The sequence below is a fragment of the Fervidobacterium pennivorans DSM 9078 genome (assembly GCF_000235405.2).
Taxonomy (GTDB): domain Bacteria; phylum Thermotogota; class Thermotogae; order Thermotogales; family Fervidobacteriaceae; genus Fervidobacterium; species Fervidobacterium pennivorans.
The window spans coordinates 1,206,031-1,221,538 of sequence record NC_017095.1 but is presented as its reverse complement, the minus strand read 5'-3'; the positions used below and the strand labels follow the sequence as shown (position 1 = coordinate 1,221,538).

At 37.7% G+C, this 15,508-nt stretch carries 15 protein-coding genes; 4 read left to right on the top strand and 11 right to left on the bottom strand.

The genetic code is table 11. The features are described 5' to 3' along the window. Window positions 1-9: 9 nt before the first annotated feature. The gene (locus FERPE_RS05690; RefSeq protein WP_014451700.1) at window positions 10-804 is read right to left on the bottom strand and encodes an electron transfer flavoprotein subunit beta/FixA family protein; all 795 of its coding nucleotides are present in this window, start codon (window positions 802-804) and stop codon (window positions 10-12) included. Window positions 805-814: 10 nt separating this feature from the next. Further along, entirely contained in the window at window positions 815-1,954 is a 1,140-nt protein-coding gene (locus FERPE_RS05685) for an acyl-CoA dehydrogenase (RefSeq protein ID WP_014451699.1), read from the bottom strand. Window positions 1,955-2,294: 340 nt separating this feature from the next. Between FERPE_RS05685 and FERPE_RS05680 the strand changes: the two genes are divergently transcribed. Both FERPE_RS05680 and FERPE_RS10370 read left to right on the top strand, forming a co-directional pair. Continuing rightward, window positions 2,295-3,713, top strand: coding sequence for a PDZ domain-containing protein (locus FERPE_RS05680; RefSeq protein ID WP_014451698.1), 1,419 nt, complete (start codon window positions 2,295-2,297; stop codon window positions 3,711-3,713). Window positions 3,714-3,941: 228 nt separating this feature from the next. Further along, a complete protein-coding gene (locus tag FERPE_RS10370) occupies window positions 3,942-4,136 on the top strand; it encodes a lysoplasmalogenase family protein (RefSeq protein ID WP_167843806.1) in 195 nt (64 codons plus the stop codon). On the opposite strand, the gene FERPE_RS05675 is transcribed toward FERPE_RS10370, so the two are convergent. From FERPE_RS05675 to FERPE_RS10260, 8 genes are all read right to left on the bottom strand, one after another. Next, complete coding sequence (locus FERPE_RS05675; protein ID WP_014451697.1) at window positions 4,133-4,924, bottom strand: hypothetical protein; 792 nt, start codon at window positions 4,922-4,924, stop codon at window positions 4,133-4,135. The genes FERPE_RS10370 and FERPE_RS05675 overlap by 4 nt on opposite strands. A 39-nt stretch (window positions 4,925-4,963) precedes the next feature. Beyond that, on the bottom strand, window positions 4,964-6,121 hold the full coding sequence (gene flhB / locus FERPE_RS05670) for a flagellar biosynthesis protein FlhB (RefSeq protein ID WP_014451696.1): 1,158 nt from the start codon (window positions 6,119-6,121) through the stop codon (window positions 4,964-4,966). Then, window positions 6,052-6,825 (bottom strand): flagellar biosynthetic protein FliR, encoded by a 774-nt coding sequence (locus FERPE_RS05665; protein ID WP_041263342.1) that lies wholly within the window; start codon window positions 6,823-6,825, stop codon window positions 6,052-6,054. Before FERPE_RS05665 ends, flhB begins: the two co-directional genes overlap by 70 nt. Window positions 6,826-6,885: 60 nt before the next feature. Then, the gene (gene lipS2, locus FERPE_RS05660; protein ID WP_014451694.1) at window positions 6,886-7,782 is read right to left on the bottom strand and encodes a LipS2 family lipoyl synthase; all 897 of its coding nucleotides are present in this window, start codon (window positions 7,780-7,782) and stop codon (window positions 6,886-6,888) included. 2 nt (window positions 7,783-7,784) lie between these two features. Further along, complete coding sequence (locus FERPE_RS05655; protein WP_014451693.1) at window positions 7,785-9,575, bottom strand: ABC transporter ATP-binding protein; 1,791 nt, start codon at window positions 9,573-9,575, stop codon at window positions 7,785-7,787. A gap of 36 nt (window positions 9,576-9,611) precedes the next feature. Beyond that, the gene (locus tag FERPE_RS05650) at window positions 9,612-11,933 is read right to left on the bottom strand and encodes a diguanylate cyclase domain-containing protein (RefSeq protein WP_014451692.1); all 2,322 of its coding nucleotides are present in this window, start codon (window positions 11,931-11,933) and stop codon (window positions 9,612-9,614) included. Beyond that, window positions 11,917-12,165, bottom strand: coding sequence for a S4 domain-containing protein (locus FERPE_RS05645; protein ID WP_014451691.1), 249 nt, complete (start codon window positions 12,163-12,165; stop codon window positions 11,917-11,919). Before FERPE_RS05645 ends, FERPE_RS05650 begins: the two co-directional genes overlap by 17 nt. Window positions 12,166-12,252: 87 nt before the next feature. Further along, complete coding sequence (locus FERPE_RS10260; protein ID WP_014451690.1) at window positions 12,253-14,121, bottom strand: putative glycoside hydrolase; 1,869 nt, start codon at window positions 14,119-14,121, stop codon at window positions 12,253-12,255. Window positions 14,122-14,486: 365 nt separating this feature from the next. Between FERPE_RS10260 and FERPE_RS05635 the strand changes: the two genes are divergently transcribed. Next, window positions 14,487-14,687 (top strand): cold shock domain-containing protein, encoded by a 201-nt coding sequence (locus tag FERPE_RS05635; RefSeq protein ID WP_014451689.1) that lies wholly within the window; start codon window positions 14,487-14,489, stop codon window positions 14,685-14,687. A 226-nt stretch (window positions 14,688-14,913) separates the two neighbouring features. Beyond that, window positions 14,914-15,114, top strand: a complete 201-nt coding sequence (locus FERPE_RS05630) for a cold shock domain-containing protein (protein WP_014451688.1) — start codon at window positions 14,914-14,916, stop codon at window positions 15,112-15,114. 51 nt (window positions 15,115-15,165) lie between these two features. On the opposite strand, the gene FERPE_RS05625 is transcribed toward FERPE_RS05630, so the two are convergent. Next, the gene (locus FERPE_RS05625; RefSeq protein WP_014451687.1) at window positions 15,166-15,372 is read right to left on the bottom strand and encodes an FmdB family zinc ribbon protein; all 207 of its coding nucleotides are present in this window, start codon (window positions 15,370-15,372) and stop codon (window positions 15,166-15,168) included. Window positions 15,373-15,508: the final 136 nt, after the last annotated feature.

Below are 15,508 nucleotides of genomic sequence, written 5' to 3'. Positions count from 1 at the left end.
TAAACATGTCTATTGTTCACTTATTAACTTTTCAGCCTTTAATTTTGAAAGAATCAGTTCAGCAGCTTCATCGGCAGTGCCGTTGAAAATCGTTCCTTGTTCTTTTGGACCTTTTGTGAACGTTCTTCTAACTTTTGTAGGTGAACCTACCAAACCTACTTCGTTCTTGTCAAATTTTAAAACTGAATTGTTAAAGATGCTGATAGGTCTATCAAAGCATCCAAAGATATTTTCGACTCTCATATACCTTGGTTTATTGAGCTCTTTTGTACACGTCACTAAGCAAGGAATTCTGGTTGAAACTACTTCGTATGTGTTATCCAATTCTCGAGTGACAATTACTCGTTCTCCTTCAATTTTCAAATCAACAGCGTAGGCTATCACTGGTATCTTCAAGTGCTCCGCAATTTCAATACCTACTTGCGCTGTGTCTCCATCTATTGCCTGACGACCGGTTAATATTAAATCAAAACCCATCATTTGAGCCGCTTTTGCTAATATCATACTGGTAACCCAGGTGTCCGAGCCTGCGTAGAGAGGGTCAGTTATTAACACTGCTTCATCAGCTCCCATTGCGTAGCTTTCTCTAAGGATAGCTTCAGCCGAAGGAGGTCCCATCGTTATTACAGTGACCTTTGCTCCGTATTTATCTTTGAGTTGTAGTGCGACTTCAAGCGCATTCTTATCTTCAGGGTTCATTATTGACTTGACGCCATCTCTTATAAGTGTGCCTTTTATCGGGTCAACTCTAACCTCTGTTGTATCTGGAACCTGTTTTGCAAATACTATAATTCTAAAACTCATCATTCACACCTCACTTTATATAGTGTGATGCTATAACCATTTTTTGAACCTCGTTTGTTCCCTCGTATATCTGGGTAATCTTTGCATCCCTCATCATGCGTTCTACAGGATAGTCTTTTGTGTATCCGTAACCTCCAAATATTTGAACAGCTTGAGTTGTAACCTCCATTGCAACGTCGGATGCGAACTTTTTAGCCATCGCGGCGTCTGCACTTGTCAAAATTCCTCTGTCTTTTTTTAATGCTGCGTTATAGACCAGCAATTTAGCAGCTTCCGTTTTTGTTATCATATCCGCGATGTACCATTGAATTCCTTGGAATGAGCCTATAGGCTTTGAGAATTGTTTTCTTTCCTTAACATATTTCAACACCTCTGCAATGGCTCCTTCCGCAATTCCAAGAGCTTGTGCACCAACACCGATGCGTCCTCCATCGAGGGTCTGCAAAGCAATTTTGAACCCCATTCCTTCGCTTCCAAGGAGGTTTTCCTTAGGGACTTTACAGTCCTCAAAAATTAACTCGGTTGTTGAGGAACCTCTAATACCAAGTTTTCTCTCGGGTTTTCCTATTTTAAAACCCTCGAAGCCCTTTTCCACAATAAATGCACTGATACCTTTTGTCCCTTTCGATTTATCTGTCATTGCAAAAACAATAAAGACATCAGCTTTTCCACCGTTAGTTATAAATACCTTAGAACCGTTAAGTACGTAGTAATCACCAACGAGTTTCGCCGTTGTTTGTTGGTTTCCGGCATCACTACCAGCGTTTGGTTCGGTTAATGCAAACGCGCCAAGATATTCTCCTCTAAGAAGAGGTCTAAGGTATTTTTCTTTTTGGTGTTCTGTGCCCCACATGTATATTGGATAGCAGCACAAAGATGTATGTGCAGACAGGATTATCGCAGTTGTTGCACAGTATTTCGCTATTTCTTCGACGGCGATTATGTAAGTTAGGTAATCTCCACCTGCACCACCAACTTCTTTTGGGAAAGGTATGCCCATCATACCTATTTCTGCCATTTTTTCTACCGTCTCGGTTGGAAAATATTCGTCCTCGTCAACCTTTTGTGCTAAAGGTTTAACCTCTTTCTCAGCGAATTCACGAAATAGTTCTCTTGCCAATAATTGCTCTTTCGTCAACAAATAGTCCATCACTTATACCCCCAGTTCAATTGTAGTTTTTCTATAGTTTATTCAAAGTATTTTAGTGTGAAATTATTCACAACTCAATTTCATTATATCACTTGTTTGGAAAATGTTAAGCACAGTTGTGAATAATATCACGTAAAAAATTCGATAACTTATGAATTTTCAACCGCATAATGCAAGAAACTTGAGTATACGCTTGTTTTCTGGGTTAAGCTATCTGATTTGCTTTGTCTTTTGGGCAGAAAGCGTTTTTAGGTAAGAAACCTACTTTTTAAACGGTTTAGCTTGGATGTTATAATATCTAAGAGAGTGATTAGAGACATCTGGAACGGAGGGGATTATTTTGAAGACGGGAATAAGGTTGTTCGTGATATTCATGATAAGTGGTATCGTGGTGACTTTTTCTTTGTCTTGGATTATCGAGTTTTACAAGTACCAAAAACGTTTAGTGCCATTGGATAGAGTAGAGAGATTATTTGATAGTGCTGTGCGAACGATTAAAGAAACCTATCCCTCAGAAGATAGAGAAGAAATTGCAAGAAGGGTCTTGGATGAATATCATAAGTATAAGCCAAACAGAAAGAAAATGCTTCCTATCGATGTCTTTAAGGTTATCCAACCCGCACTTTCTGTTGTTAATGACCAGAATTTTAGGCTTTATCCTCCCATAGAACCTGTTTATAGTGTTTTGCCGTTTACAGTAATAGTGGTTGATGGTAGGGCCATTGTATCCTCAAGTGCGGTGGAAGATATAAAAGCCGGTGATGAATTACTAGAAATCAATGGGAGAAAGATTTCAGAATTAATAAACCAGTTGTTGCCATATACATCTGGCGAAAATTACTCTATTCGCGAGCAGCAATTATCATCGTTAATACAACTGATTCCTGAGTTAGTTGATAAAAATAAAGATAAAATTGGCATTTTTTATAGGCAAAGGGAGTATAATATAAAAGTCAAGAGCGATGGTGTAGAGAAAACCGTTGTTGTGAAAACGATGACTGCTATGAGTTATCCACGTGAAAGTGCCCAGTTTCCAGCCCTTCCAACGAGAAGACCTTTCGAGTTCTATAAGGAAGGCGATATTGGAGTGTTTAAGTTTGGAACTTTCACCCTCTCCGGAACGATTTATAACAGTTACAGAGATTTTGTAACGAACACACTGGTTCAAAATAACGATATGAAAGTAGTTTTAGTAGACCTGCGTGGGGTTGCTAGCAGGGATTTTACAATCTTCAAAGAATTGTTCGAACATTTTGTGGATAAGAAAACATCGGTTGAGAGATGGATTTCCATAGTTAACACTGCCTACAATATGAGCGTGCTTAATAAGTACGGTGTAGACTTTGAAAAAACGACAAACGAGTTGCTCAGAATAAAATTTTTCCACACATTTGAGCCAAGAGAACCATTTATTAAAGCAGATGTTTGGGTTCTATTTGACAGATACACATCAAATGCGGCTCTGGATTTTATATATACATTCAAAAAGCTCCGTGAAGATAGAACCATAGGCGAGCCAACGTTGATGAAGATAAACCATACAACCGAAGTGGATTATAAATTCGATGATTCGGCTAAGACGAGTTTTATCTTCCCGAGTGCTGTGATAAATGAACCTATTCAACATGATGCAGTGTTAAAACCGGATTATGAAATAGAGTTAACTACAGAAGAAAGGATTAACTATGTGAAAAGTATAGAGGATGTAATGTTGAACAAAGCATTGGAGATAATAAGAGAACGTGCAGTCAAGCGGTGACAAAGAATTTATCTGGAGCGTTAGGCGGGTTCTTAGAATCGATAAATTTTTCATTCATGGTACATTCATGGTATGGGAACATTCTTTATTATATTTTTATGTCCTTGTGTTTTACAAAATCGAAGGAATTACATAATTTAGTATCGTATTTATATTCTTGTTGATTTGTACTAGCTATTTTCTTTTTCTTAGATTCTTAAGCAAAGAAAAACTTGCGATTTTTTATACGTGTTAGCAATAAGCACGACGGTTGCATTTTCTTCTTTAAGTGCTGTGACCTTCTCTGGTGCAATTCTTTTCTTTTTATCGGACTTGCTCCTTTCATATGATAAATATGTTAGAAAAATTCCAAACAGAGATGTGTTAGTTCTAACGTCGTATTTTGCTGGGCAATTACTTATCACGATAAGTGCAGTTCTTTAATCTAACGTTGAATTCTCAGAAAACAAGGCCAATAATTCAACCAATTTTCTCAGGTCAGTAATGAACAACTCTACACTGCCGTAATTATATATTGTTTTGCTAAAACTATCTATCGTGCTATTCTTTAAGATGCGTTCGAGTTCATCTGATTTTGGAAGTTGCTTGAATCGGCTATAGAGGGCTGGTATTCGTTTAGAAATTTTTGTATTAAAGTCTCTAAATTCCTGCAAAAATTCATAGACCTGGTTATAAGAAGCGTTGGAAAGCTCTATTCGAAAGGCAAATGGATGATTAAATCGAGAACCGAAAGAGTACTTACATACCAAGTTTTTAATGGTTAGAATGACATTTAGCTCAAGTAGGAATTCAAAACCTACGTCTGCAAAAGCCTCAAAATGCTGGGTAAGGAAGTTGTTATTTAGTGATATTACGCATTCAAGGTTGTTAAGTGTATTTTCCACTTTAAGAAACAAGTTATTGTAAACTTCATTATACTTAAGATATTCAAAAGATAACGTATTTGAGATTTTAAATTTTTCAAAATTTTCGCTGTTGAACGGTAAAAGGTTTTCGAGAGGTAGAATTTCGTTGGTTTCATATTCGTTGACGTTAAAAAAACATTCATTGATTTCCTCATGGTACCGATTAATTGGTTGCAGGCCCAAAAAATTCACAATATTTAGTGAATGCAAGTCTATAAATTTTTCGCCATTTATCTCCAAGATTGAAGGAGCATAATAATCCAGAAGTTCTTGCAAAGCGAAATTTGGGTCATGGTAGATTTTCAAAAGCTTCCCCCCTTGAAAAGCGAATCTTCGGCAGGGCAATTACTTTAGAGTTTCTCTCTTCTCCCTAAGTGTAAAAACGTAAGCAAGAACTTCTGCAACTGCTTTGTAAAGTTTTTCTGGTATCACATCTCCAAGTTCGGTGGTGTAGTATATCTCCCTTGCAAGTTTTGGGTTTCTGACGATTGGAACGTCGTTTTCCCTTGCTATGTCTATTATTCTCAATGCAACCCTGTCAACCCCTTTTGCAACCAATACTGGGGCAAAGTCTTTTTCTGGGTCATAACGTAATGCACACGCGAAGTGTGTTGGGTTGGTTATAACCACGCTTGCTTCCGGAACTTCCTGCATCATTCTGTGCATAGCGTATTGCATCATTATCTGCCTTTGACGCCTCTTAATCTCAGGGTTTCCCTCTATTTCTTTAAATTCTTCCTTTACCTCCTGCTTTGTCATCTTGATACTTTGTTCGTATTCATAGCGTGAAAAATAGTAATCACCTATTGAAACAACTAATAGGGCTATCGAACATTTGATTATAAGCTCTGTAAAGGTGCCCCAGATAAGTAAAGCACCGTCAATTAAACTGGAATCAGCGGTTATCATTATCTTTTGGAAATTACCTTTAATCACACTGTAGCCAACGAAACCCACGATTAAGAGTTTTGCAATAGCTTTCGCTAATTCGAAAAGAGACCTAAGCGAAAACATCCTTTTGAGCCCACTTATTGGGTTGAGACGGTTGAAGTCGAATTTCAAAGGCTTGAGTGTGAAAAGGAACCTGGTTTGCAGTAATCCAATTATGAGGGAAAAAAGTGCAGCACTGAGCACCAGAAAAGAAAGGGACAGAAAAGCGGGTGTGAAAGGCTTGACACCATATATTAGAAAGTCCTCGAAAGTTCTTATCTCGACATCTGATATCTCGAAGGTGGATATCGTTCCGTTCATTAATGCATTTAAGAGCTGCTTACCAGTAAATAAAAAAAGAGTTGATACAAATAGAAAGCCAAGGCCGGAGATGAATTCACGCGATACAGGAACTTGACCTTCTTCTCTTGCCTTTTGTCTTTTACGTGGTGTTGCCTTTTCTGTTTTATCAGGATCCGCGAATAGTTGCAGATTTATCTTGGCTATTTTGATAGTAACTGATTGAGATATGGTTCCAACCTGTAAACCATCCGTGATATCAGTTCTACCCATACAGGAATCATCCCCACAAGCACAGCGAAAAGTATCAGTGTAGAAGCAGGCATAGCAACCATGAAAACGTTCATTTGAGGAACAAGTCGAGAGAGAATTCCAAAAAGCACGTTTATTAAGAACATAAGACCTATTATAGGTAACGCTATTTGCAAGGAGAACAAAAACGCATCGGTAAAAATTCTTACATATTGTCCACTAATGTCTTTGAATGAAATTTCGGAGATAAGAATCGGATATTTTTGAAAAGACTCAACGACAGCTTTGTAAAGAATTAGATGACCTTTTAAAGAGACAAATATGTAAACCGATACCAAGTAGATAAATTCACTTGTTAAGGGGGATTCTTCCATTGTTGGGTCTAACGAACCACTTACATTGAATCCCGACTGGATACCAAAAATTTCGCTTCCAACATAGACTGCGCTAACAATGGTGTATCCTATCAATCCTATAATGAAACCTATGAAAAAATTGTACAATGCCGAGCCAACGATTGTGATTATCGGCAGAGGCAAAGAAACAGGAATAACAACATTAGGCAGTGTGACATATCCAAGTGCTAGAAGTAGTATAACCATTATCTCCAATGGTAATGAAAACCCTGCAAATAGCGGTGCTATTACCATCATTCCTGTTAGACGTGTAAGAATTAATCCGTAACTTAATGCATACCTTTGAAGCAAGTCGTAGAACTGATTCATGTTCAACAAAATCGCCTCACTTGTTAGGTGAAAGCTTTCAAAAGGTCAAGGTCTACAGAATCATTTCTTTTGCGTCTCCATGGTTGTGTGATAATTATACAACACTTTATTTCTCGGACTGTCGTTGTAGTAAGGTCTTGTACAATGTGTACATCCGGATGTAAGGAAGGCTTTTGAGATGTCTATAGAGCTATCGTACTTTAATATCTTTAGATTGCCATATTCATCAAAATCTACTTCCGGTGATTCGTTTGTTTCGAACATCAAGAACCTGAGTATTTGGATTTTTCTGTATCGTTCAAGAGATGGTGGTGTTAAATGCGCGAGTCTTGTTCCCCGTACTGGAGTAAAAGCAAAGAGTGCGACTTTGACGTTGTAAGTTTTCATTAGCTTGAATATTTCATAGAGTTCTCTGTCCGTTTCTCCAAGTCCAACGATAACATGCGTTGTAATTCTTCCTGGATACTTCTCTGCTCCGTAACGTATCAATGAGAGGGTATATTCTAAGGGCCAAGAACGATACAATCTGTGAAGATTTTCAGAAACTACGTCGATAGCAATACCTAAGTCGTTAACTCCTGAATTCATTAGTATATCGATTTCTTTTTCGTTTTTCATACGTGTGGAAACAGAAATGAGTAATTTATTGTTGGTGTCAAGAACTCTCAGACGTTCAACAACGTTAAGTATATCTTCAAAGTATCCTTTGTAATTAACAGTCTGAATGCAAACACGCTTGAACTTTAAGCTTATCGAATTCAAATCTTTAAGTTCTATTAATTTCCAAACTACTCTAGACAAATATGAATTATCACTTTCTGAATCTCTTGCATGTGTGCAGTAAGCACAGTTATACATACATTCCCCATCAAGCATAAGGTAAGCAGTGGGCATCTCATCTGGAATAGATTCTCCATTAAGCAATTTCCAGGTCCAGTAGGAAGCTCTCAGAACCATATTCAGGCAGTCTCCTCTTTGGCGAATTGTATTTCGTAAAGTTTGTAATAAGCACCTTTCTTTTTCAATAGCTCAAAGTGTTTACCTTCTTCAGCAATTTTCCCATCAGCGACAACGATTATTCTATCAGCGTTTACAACTGTAGAAAGCCTGTGTGCTATCATTATGACGGTATTTTCTTTCGACAATTCTCTAACTGCTTTCTGGATTTTGTGCTCTGTTTCTACATCAATATTGCTCGTTGCTTCGTCGAGTATGAATATTTTAGCACCGAATAACACAGACCTTGCCAATGCTATCAATTGCCTTTCACCTGCAGAGATACCTTTTCCTCTTTCAACTATCTCAGTATATATCCCTTTCGGTAATCTTTGTATGATTTCTAATGCTTCGACTTTTTCAAGAGCTTTGTAAACTTCTTCTTCGGGTATTTCATCGTGGAAAAGCCTGATGTTGTCTAATAACGTTCCACTGAATAACACCACATCCTGAGGAACGGCTGATACTTCTTTTCTCAAAGCATGGATGTCGTATTCTTCCAGTGGTACATTATCTATTAGAATAACACCTTTTTGTGGTCTGTACATTCCATTTATAAGGTTCATTATCGTTGTTTTACCTGCACCGGTTTCGCCAACAATAGCGACTAACTCTCCTGGAGAAAACGAAAGATTTACACCCTGCAAAACCCAACGTTTGTTGTCATAACTAAACCACACATCTTTGAATTCTATGACTCCTTTTTCTATGCTCTTTTTCCCGTTAGAATTGCCTTGTTCTTCTTGTGGTTCATCCAAAAGCGCAAAGATTTTCTCGCCGCTGGCAATAGTGTTTTGGATTATATCGTACTTTTCCGATAAATCCTCGATAGGTCTCATGAACGTATCAATGTAAGAAACAAAAGCGTAAAGGTCCCCAAAGTTCAGCACTTTGCCTAAGATATACTTAGACCCGAACCAGATAATAAGCGATAAAGTGAGGTAATATAAGAAGTTAATCAAAGGTCGAAAGATACCGAAAACGTAGAGTTGATTCATTCTAGCTTTATAAAGCTCCCTGTTTATTTGGTCGAATTCTTTCCTTTTGTAATCTTCGGCGTTGAATAATTTAATCACAGGCATTCCAGCCAAGTTTTCAGCGATGTATGCATTGATACGTGCAATGTTTGACCTAACAGCTCGGTATGCCCTGATATCAAAATACCTGAAAACAATCATTGCTACGATAATTACGGGGAAGATATAAATGATATCAAGGAAAAGTCTTGAACTAATTCTCCACATCATTATGATTACACCTGCAAGTAGGAAGACATCGTTGACAATACTGGTTATAACTGATGTGAAGAACTCTTGGACATTTTGTGTGTCGCTTGTTATCCTTGTTGTTATTTGTCCACTAGGATGTCTATCGAAGAAAGACATAGGGAGCTTTAATACATGGTCATATAGTTGCCGTCGTAAGTCGTAAACAACTCGACCACCGATGTATGTAGTAACAAGTATCGAAAGGTACTCAAAAAGGAAAATCCCTCCTGAGACGATAAGGAACAGAAGGGACTGTTTTGATATTCCCGAAAGCTTTTCGGCTGTCTGCAAAGACTCTGAAAGTATATATGTGTTTATAGCTTTCCTCACAATTTGCGGTGGTAAGAGTGCTAAATATGTAAGGACAAGCACAACTACGATAGCCAAAGCTAAAAGGTGCCAATACGGTAGAGCATATTTTAATAGTCTGAAAAATACACCAGCTTTTTTCTTACCTTCTTTCTTTATATTTTCCTCGTTTTTCACAAAACCCACTCCCCGTAGCATAAGTTCTTCAATACCTTAGAACTCAACCTTTCCTGTAGATTTGGATTTGTAACATCGTTCGTCGGCAAGTTTCAACACTTTATTGATGTCGCCTTCTTCTGGGTAAAATGCTACACCGGTTGAGAAGGACATTTCAGTAGACTTTGCAAAGCACTCGGAGATTCTTTCCACAACTTTTCGAACGACGTTTTTGTCGACTGAGTCGATGATGAGTACTACCTCATCGCCACCGTACCTGAATGCTAAGTCATCTTTTCTTACATTCAAGTTTATACACTTACCTAATTTCTTAAGCACTTCGTCACCTTTTTCGTGGCCATACATGTCGTTTACAAGCTTAAATTTGTTCAAATCCATGAAGACGACTGAGAATTGTTTCAATGGAGGACTGGACATGAATTCTTCCAAAGCCCTGCGAGTTCTTAAGCCAGTTAATGCATCAACCTCGGCTTTTTCTTTCATTGTTTCGATGAATCTTCTATTTTCCAAAATTAGAACCATTTGGTGTCCTAAATCTTTTAAGACAGCGAGTTGGTACTCGGATATAGGTTTGCGGTCAAAATTGTTATCTGCTAATAGCAAACCAACAAGTTTGTTCCCACTCTTAAGAGTCATGATAGCGAACTCGTTAACAATATCAAACTCTTCAGCGATTTCTGGTAAATCTTGTTTTTTTACTATATGAGGTTCGCCATCAAGGTATCTGGTTATTTGCTCCTCGCTTATAGCTTTTCCCTCGTATAGCAATTCTAAGGCCGAATTAAAATCTTTAGAGACCGTTTCCAAGAAATCTGACATATTCAGTTCTATGTCTTCAATGGCTTCCCAGATTCTGTGAGCTTCTTCTTCAGTCCTAGGACCTAGAGCTTTCTGAAAGACAAACTGACCGTCAGTGTGGTAGAAAAACATGGCTCTGTTAAAAGAACCTGAATAGCCTGCGGTTATACCTGTTAAAAAAGCGTACAAAATCGTATTGACATTACTCTCCGGTTGCAACGCATATTCTGTTATAAGCCTTGTGTTCACGAAGCTTTGCGCTAATTTTGTTGCCGTATGATGGATCGAGAAAAGTATTTTTGAAGCTTCTTGTGTTCCTTCAACAATCATCTTTCTTACTATTTCTGGAACAGGTAGTTGTAAGTCGTTGTAGTTTAATACAAAATTACCAAGCTTTGTTCTTAGTTCGGCTTTTTGCTCCTCAACGTTATCTACTACCAATATTTTATCGAGTTTAGCATTGCGCATTTTTCGAGCAATTCTCCAGAGTTTGTAAAGATTCTCTGGAACTTTTTCAGCATCGTAGTGTACGTAAAGACTCACATCAAAAGGAATATTGAACTTTACTATTTCATTCAAAATATAGGAGATATAACTATCCAAGTAAGCTATCTTAATTCTTCTTTCGAATTCTTTCCAGTGCACTACTCTCACCAGTAGTTGCTTCGCTATCCATTCTAAGAATTCTTGGTCTCTCTCATCGAAAGGTGCTTTGAAGTGACTGTCTATATCAATTTCTCCAAAAACACTACCGTCATTGCGTAATATAGGCACAACGATTTCACTTTTCACATGAGGGCTGCAGGAAAGGTAATTGGTTTCCAAACTAACATCTTGCACCACGAACGTTAATTTTGTTGCAGCAGCTTGTCCGCAAATACCTCTTCCAACAGGTATTCGCACGTGTTCTGTTGGTTCGCCAACGTATGGACCTAAAACAAGCACACCTTCTTCGTTTTCGTCCATCAAATAGAATCCTGTCCAGTTATAATATGGAACATGTTTATCCAAAAGCTCACAGATATTTTGCAAGATGTTCGCGTTGTCAAGTTTTGTAATTTCATCCTTTAATTTTGAGAATATTTCGGACTTGTCATAGTAATCTCCTTCCAGATCTCCGTGTCTGAAATGTATAACAGCTTGGTAGACAGCATCGGCAAGAGACGAAAATTTCCCTTTTTTCCAAAGCGAAAAGACGTCGAAAACAATTACTTTCTCATGCTTGCCGTCAACAACAACCCAATCTTTTTCACCAATCCCTACTATAAGGTAAATAACAAAATCCTCACGCGACAATTCCAAATCGCGGGCATTTTTTCGAAGCCTTATGGAAAGTTCTTCTTTCATCTTTTCCTTGTGCTCGTCGTATACATGTGAGAATTCGGTCAATTGATTGCGAGAAAGATTAGCCAATTTTTCGTAGAAATTTTCAAATTGCTTTGCGTAATTCTCAGTAATAGGTTTGAATGGTAACTTCGTCCAGAATTCCTTCCAAAATCTCTTTTCGTAGGTAAGTATTTCCAAAAAATCGTCGACATGATTTTCAATTAGACTCCTCATCTTCGTCACCTCGGAATCTTTCCTCAAGAATTTGGTATTTCATATCATCGGTAACTAAAATTTTCAAAGTACGTCTACCGTATGAAACTTCCAAAATATCTCCGGGCTTGACTTCGTAGGATGGCTTTAGAATCCTTCCATCTTTTTTCACAAGTCCAGCCTTTGCAACTTCTTGAGCTACGGTTCTTCTTTTTATTATTCGGTTTGTTTTAAGAAATTTATCCAAACGCATGTACTCACCACCGGAACTTTTGAGTATTGAGCACCTTGTAAAATATTATACCACAAAAAATTACTTAGTTCGAGATACGAACAAAAATCATTCGTACCACATTTTCTTATAATTGTTTGACGCGTTCCATAACATGTATTCGTTTATTCCTAAATCTTTAACAGCTTTTACTTGTTTTCGAATAGCCTCTTCGTCGTATACGATATGTCCTTTAATCCACGTTGCAGTAAATGACTGGAGCCAAGGTCTTATTCTCGCAGGGGTTGGTACATGCAGATTTCTCCTAATTCCGTCTTTTAGAGCGTTGTAAATCGTCTCATATGGGTACGCATCAGGTACACTGAGCCCAAAAGAGCCTGGTGCATAATGACTCGGGTAAAACATCGGACATATGTAGTCAACAACGTTCGAAATAGCTTCCCAATATTGACCGATACCTACGTCATCAACAGCAGTTGATACAAGTCCGAAAACATCCGCTGCCAAAGGAATGTTGTAAGGTTCAAGCTTTCTTTTTGAGTAAATTAAAAACTTCTGAATAGCTTCTGCGAAGGACTCATCTCCGACCTGTCTCAAATTTACGCGCTGGCGAGTTTCCTTGGTGAGCTCTGGAAATCTGACGTAATCATATTGAATTTCGTCGAAACCAACTTCGGCTGCTTCTATAGCGACCCTAACGTTGTACTCCCAAAGCTGTCTATCGTATGCCGATGCCCACGGTACTTTGTAGATTCCCATGTAAGGTTCTCCAGTGTCTTTGTATACTATCGCCCTGTCTTTGTGAGCACGTGCATAAGAAGGATCCTTAAAACAAACAATTCTTGCGATTAAGTATAAGCCTTGGTCCTTAAGTTCTTTTACGATCTTCTTCATTTCTTCTTTTTTATAGAAAGCCTTAGCATTTGCTTCAGGAACAATTTCAGCTGCGGCATTTGTTTCGAAAAGCATAAATCCTTCATCGTCTTTAACATCTATAACAAATGCGTTTATATTTGTTGCTTTTGCAAATTCTGTCCACTGTTGTATCTTTTGAACGTTACTAACTGATGTTCTTGTGAGGTATATACCTCTTACATCATCGATTCTTGCCTTAATCTTTTTGAAGGGTTCGAATACGAGTTCGTCGTATTCTTCACCTGTTATAGATTTTAACGAGTTGCTTAACGAGCTTGAACGGACCCATCCTTCCTTAAATCCATTTGGTGTATTATATCTGACTTTTGAGAAATTAAGTTCGTTGTACGTAACTTCATCTAGCTTTTCAACATACGTAGCGTATTTCAGCTTGTCTATAACCTTTCCGTTTTCAGGGGAGTCAAAAACATTGATATTGTAAGCAATAACGTAATGATATTTGGAGGGCGAAACGGTAATGCCAGTTTTAATGTCCACATCTTGGCTTTGCTTTATAGGTTCTACTTCGTTTTCTTTAGCATTACTCTCGTGGGTACCTTTTTGGTTAGTTTGTTCTGTGTTAAAGGAATTCTGGCTTTCTTCACTTGATTGTCCTTCGTTTTGCTCTGATTGGCTATTGTTATTCTCAACGTTTGCATTTGATAAATTGGTATTGGTCAATTGTGGTTTCAGTAAGACCAAACTGGCTTCTGAGAGTTCATTTGTTGTTGGTGGAAATATCTTGATGTAAAAAAATGTATCAGTGCTATATGTAGTGACACTATCCATTATGGTCGTTAAGTGCGGTGCCTCTAAATAAGTTGCTGCACTATTTGAAGAGAAGTTTAAGTTTTCCAATTTTTTTGTGCTTATAACACCATTTTCAGGAAATATCAACGTAAAGAATATGATAAAGGTTATGAGAAAAACCAATGAGGCAACTATGCCAATTTTGAGTTTCGTTTTTCGGATTCTTTCTATCATCAACTTTCCGCTTCGGCTAAGTTGATAAATCTTGTTCAATTTTCGGTACTCTTTTTCTGTTTTTTTGTCTTTTCTCATGTTTTTCCTCCCTTGCTTGGTCTGATATGGAGTATATAGAGGGTTTAAGACTTCTGAAACACTGCATCATAATGACTTTTGGTGGTTCAAAAATAAGTTTTAGAGGACAAAGTCTACTACAAGACCTTCAAGACCGTGTTCTACTAATTTACCATATTTCTTTATTTCTTTGACTGAGTTATAACATTTTCACGATATGCATTAATCAATTATAGCATTAACAGTAAGGATTTGAAGGGTTTTTCTTTTCTGAGGAAAGATATTTTTAAAAAGGTATTGACTTTTTTTGCCAGGGGTGTATAATCAATCATCCGCTGAAAAATGGAACAGCGGTTAGAAAGAAAGATTTTAGGAGGCGTTATCGCATGAAAGGTACAGTTAAGTGGTTTGATGCAAAGAAAGGCTACGGTTTCATCACAAAAGAAGACGGAGAAGACATTTTTGTTCACTTCAGCGCTATTCAGGTTGATGGGTTTAAAACACTCAAGGAAGGCGACAAAGTAGAATTTGATGTTCAGAACGGTGCAAAAGGTCCTCAGGCAGCCAACGTAAGGCTTTCAAAGTAAGCTTTAGAGGATGAAAATGAGCCCCCAAACGGGGGCTTTTTTGTGCTCGTAACAGGAAAATTTTGTTGATAACGATTAAGATAAGTTTTCTTCTATCAGATTTTATTCTTTTTCTTTTTACATAACCAAGAAGTCTATTGACTTTTGAAACCTACTGGTGTATAATTAATCAACCGCCACAATAAGGACGGCGGTTAGTAAATAAGATTTTAGGAGGCGTTGTTACATGAAAGGTACAGTTAAGTGGTTTGATGCAAAGAAAGGTTACGGTTTCATCACAAAAGAAGACGGAGAAGACATCTTCGTTCACTACAGTGCTATTCAAGTTGAAGGATTCAAAACACTCAAAGAAGGCGACAAAGTCGAGTTTGATGTTCAGAACGGTGCAAAAGGTCCTCAGGCAGCCAACGTAAAGATTATAAAGTAAGCCTTTGTAGAGGATAAAATTAGCCCCCGAATTCGGGGGCTTTAATTTTGGTTATTCGTTTTCGTTTTTTGATGTTGTTGATTTTCTGCTGTCAGTGATATAGAAGCCACTACCTTTGAATACAATTCCTACTCTACCTATCGTTTTTGTCATCCTGCCACCACACGCAGAGCATGATATCGTTGGAGATTCGTTGAATCCATGCATGTGAACTTCTTCGTTTCCGCAGTTTTCACACACGTATCTGTACATTGGCATGTTATCACCTCCGATGCTAACTATGTTGTTTTTTGTTTGTTCTGCAAATAATTATACCGGCAAGGTTGTGAAAATTCAACATCTTTAACGTTAAATGCTGTTTTATTCTCAATTTAATCGGAGTCTTAAATTACTT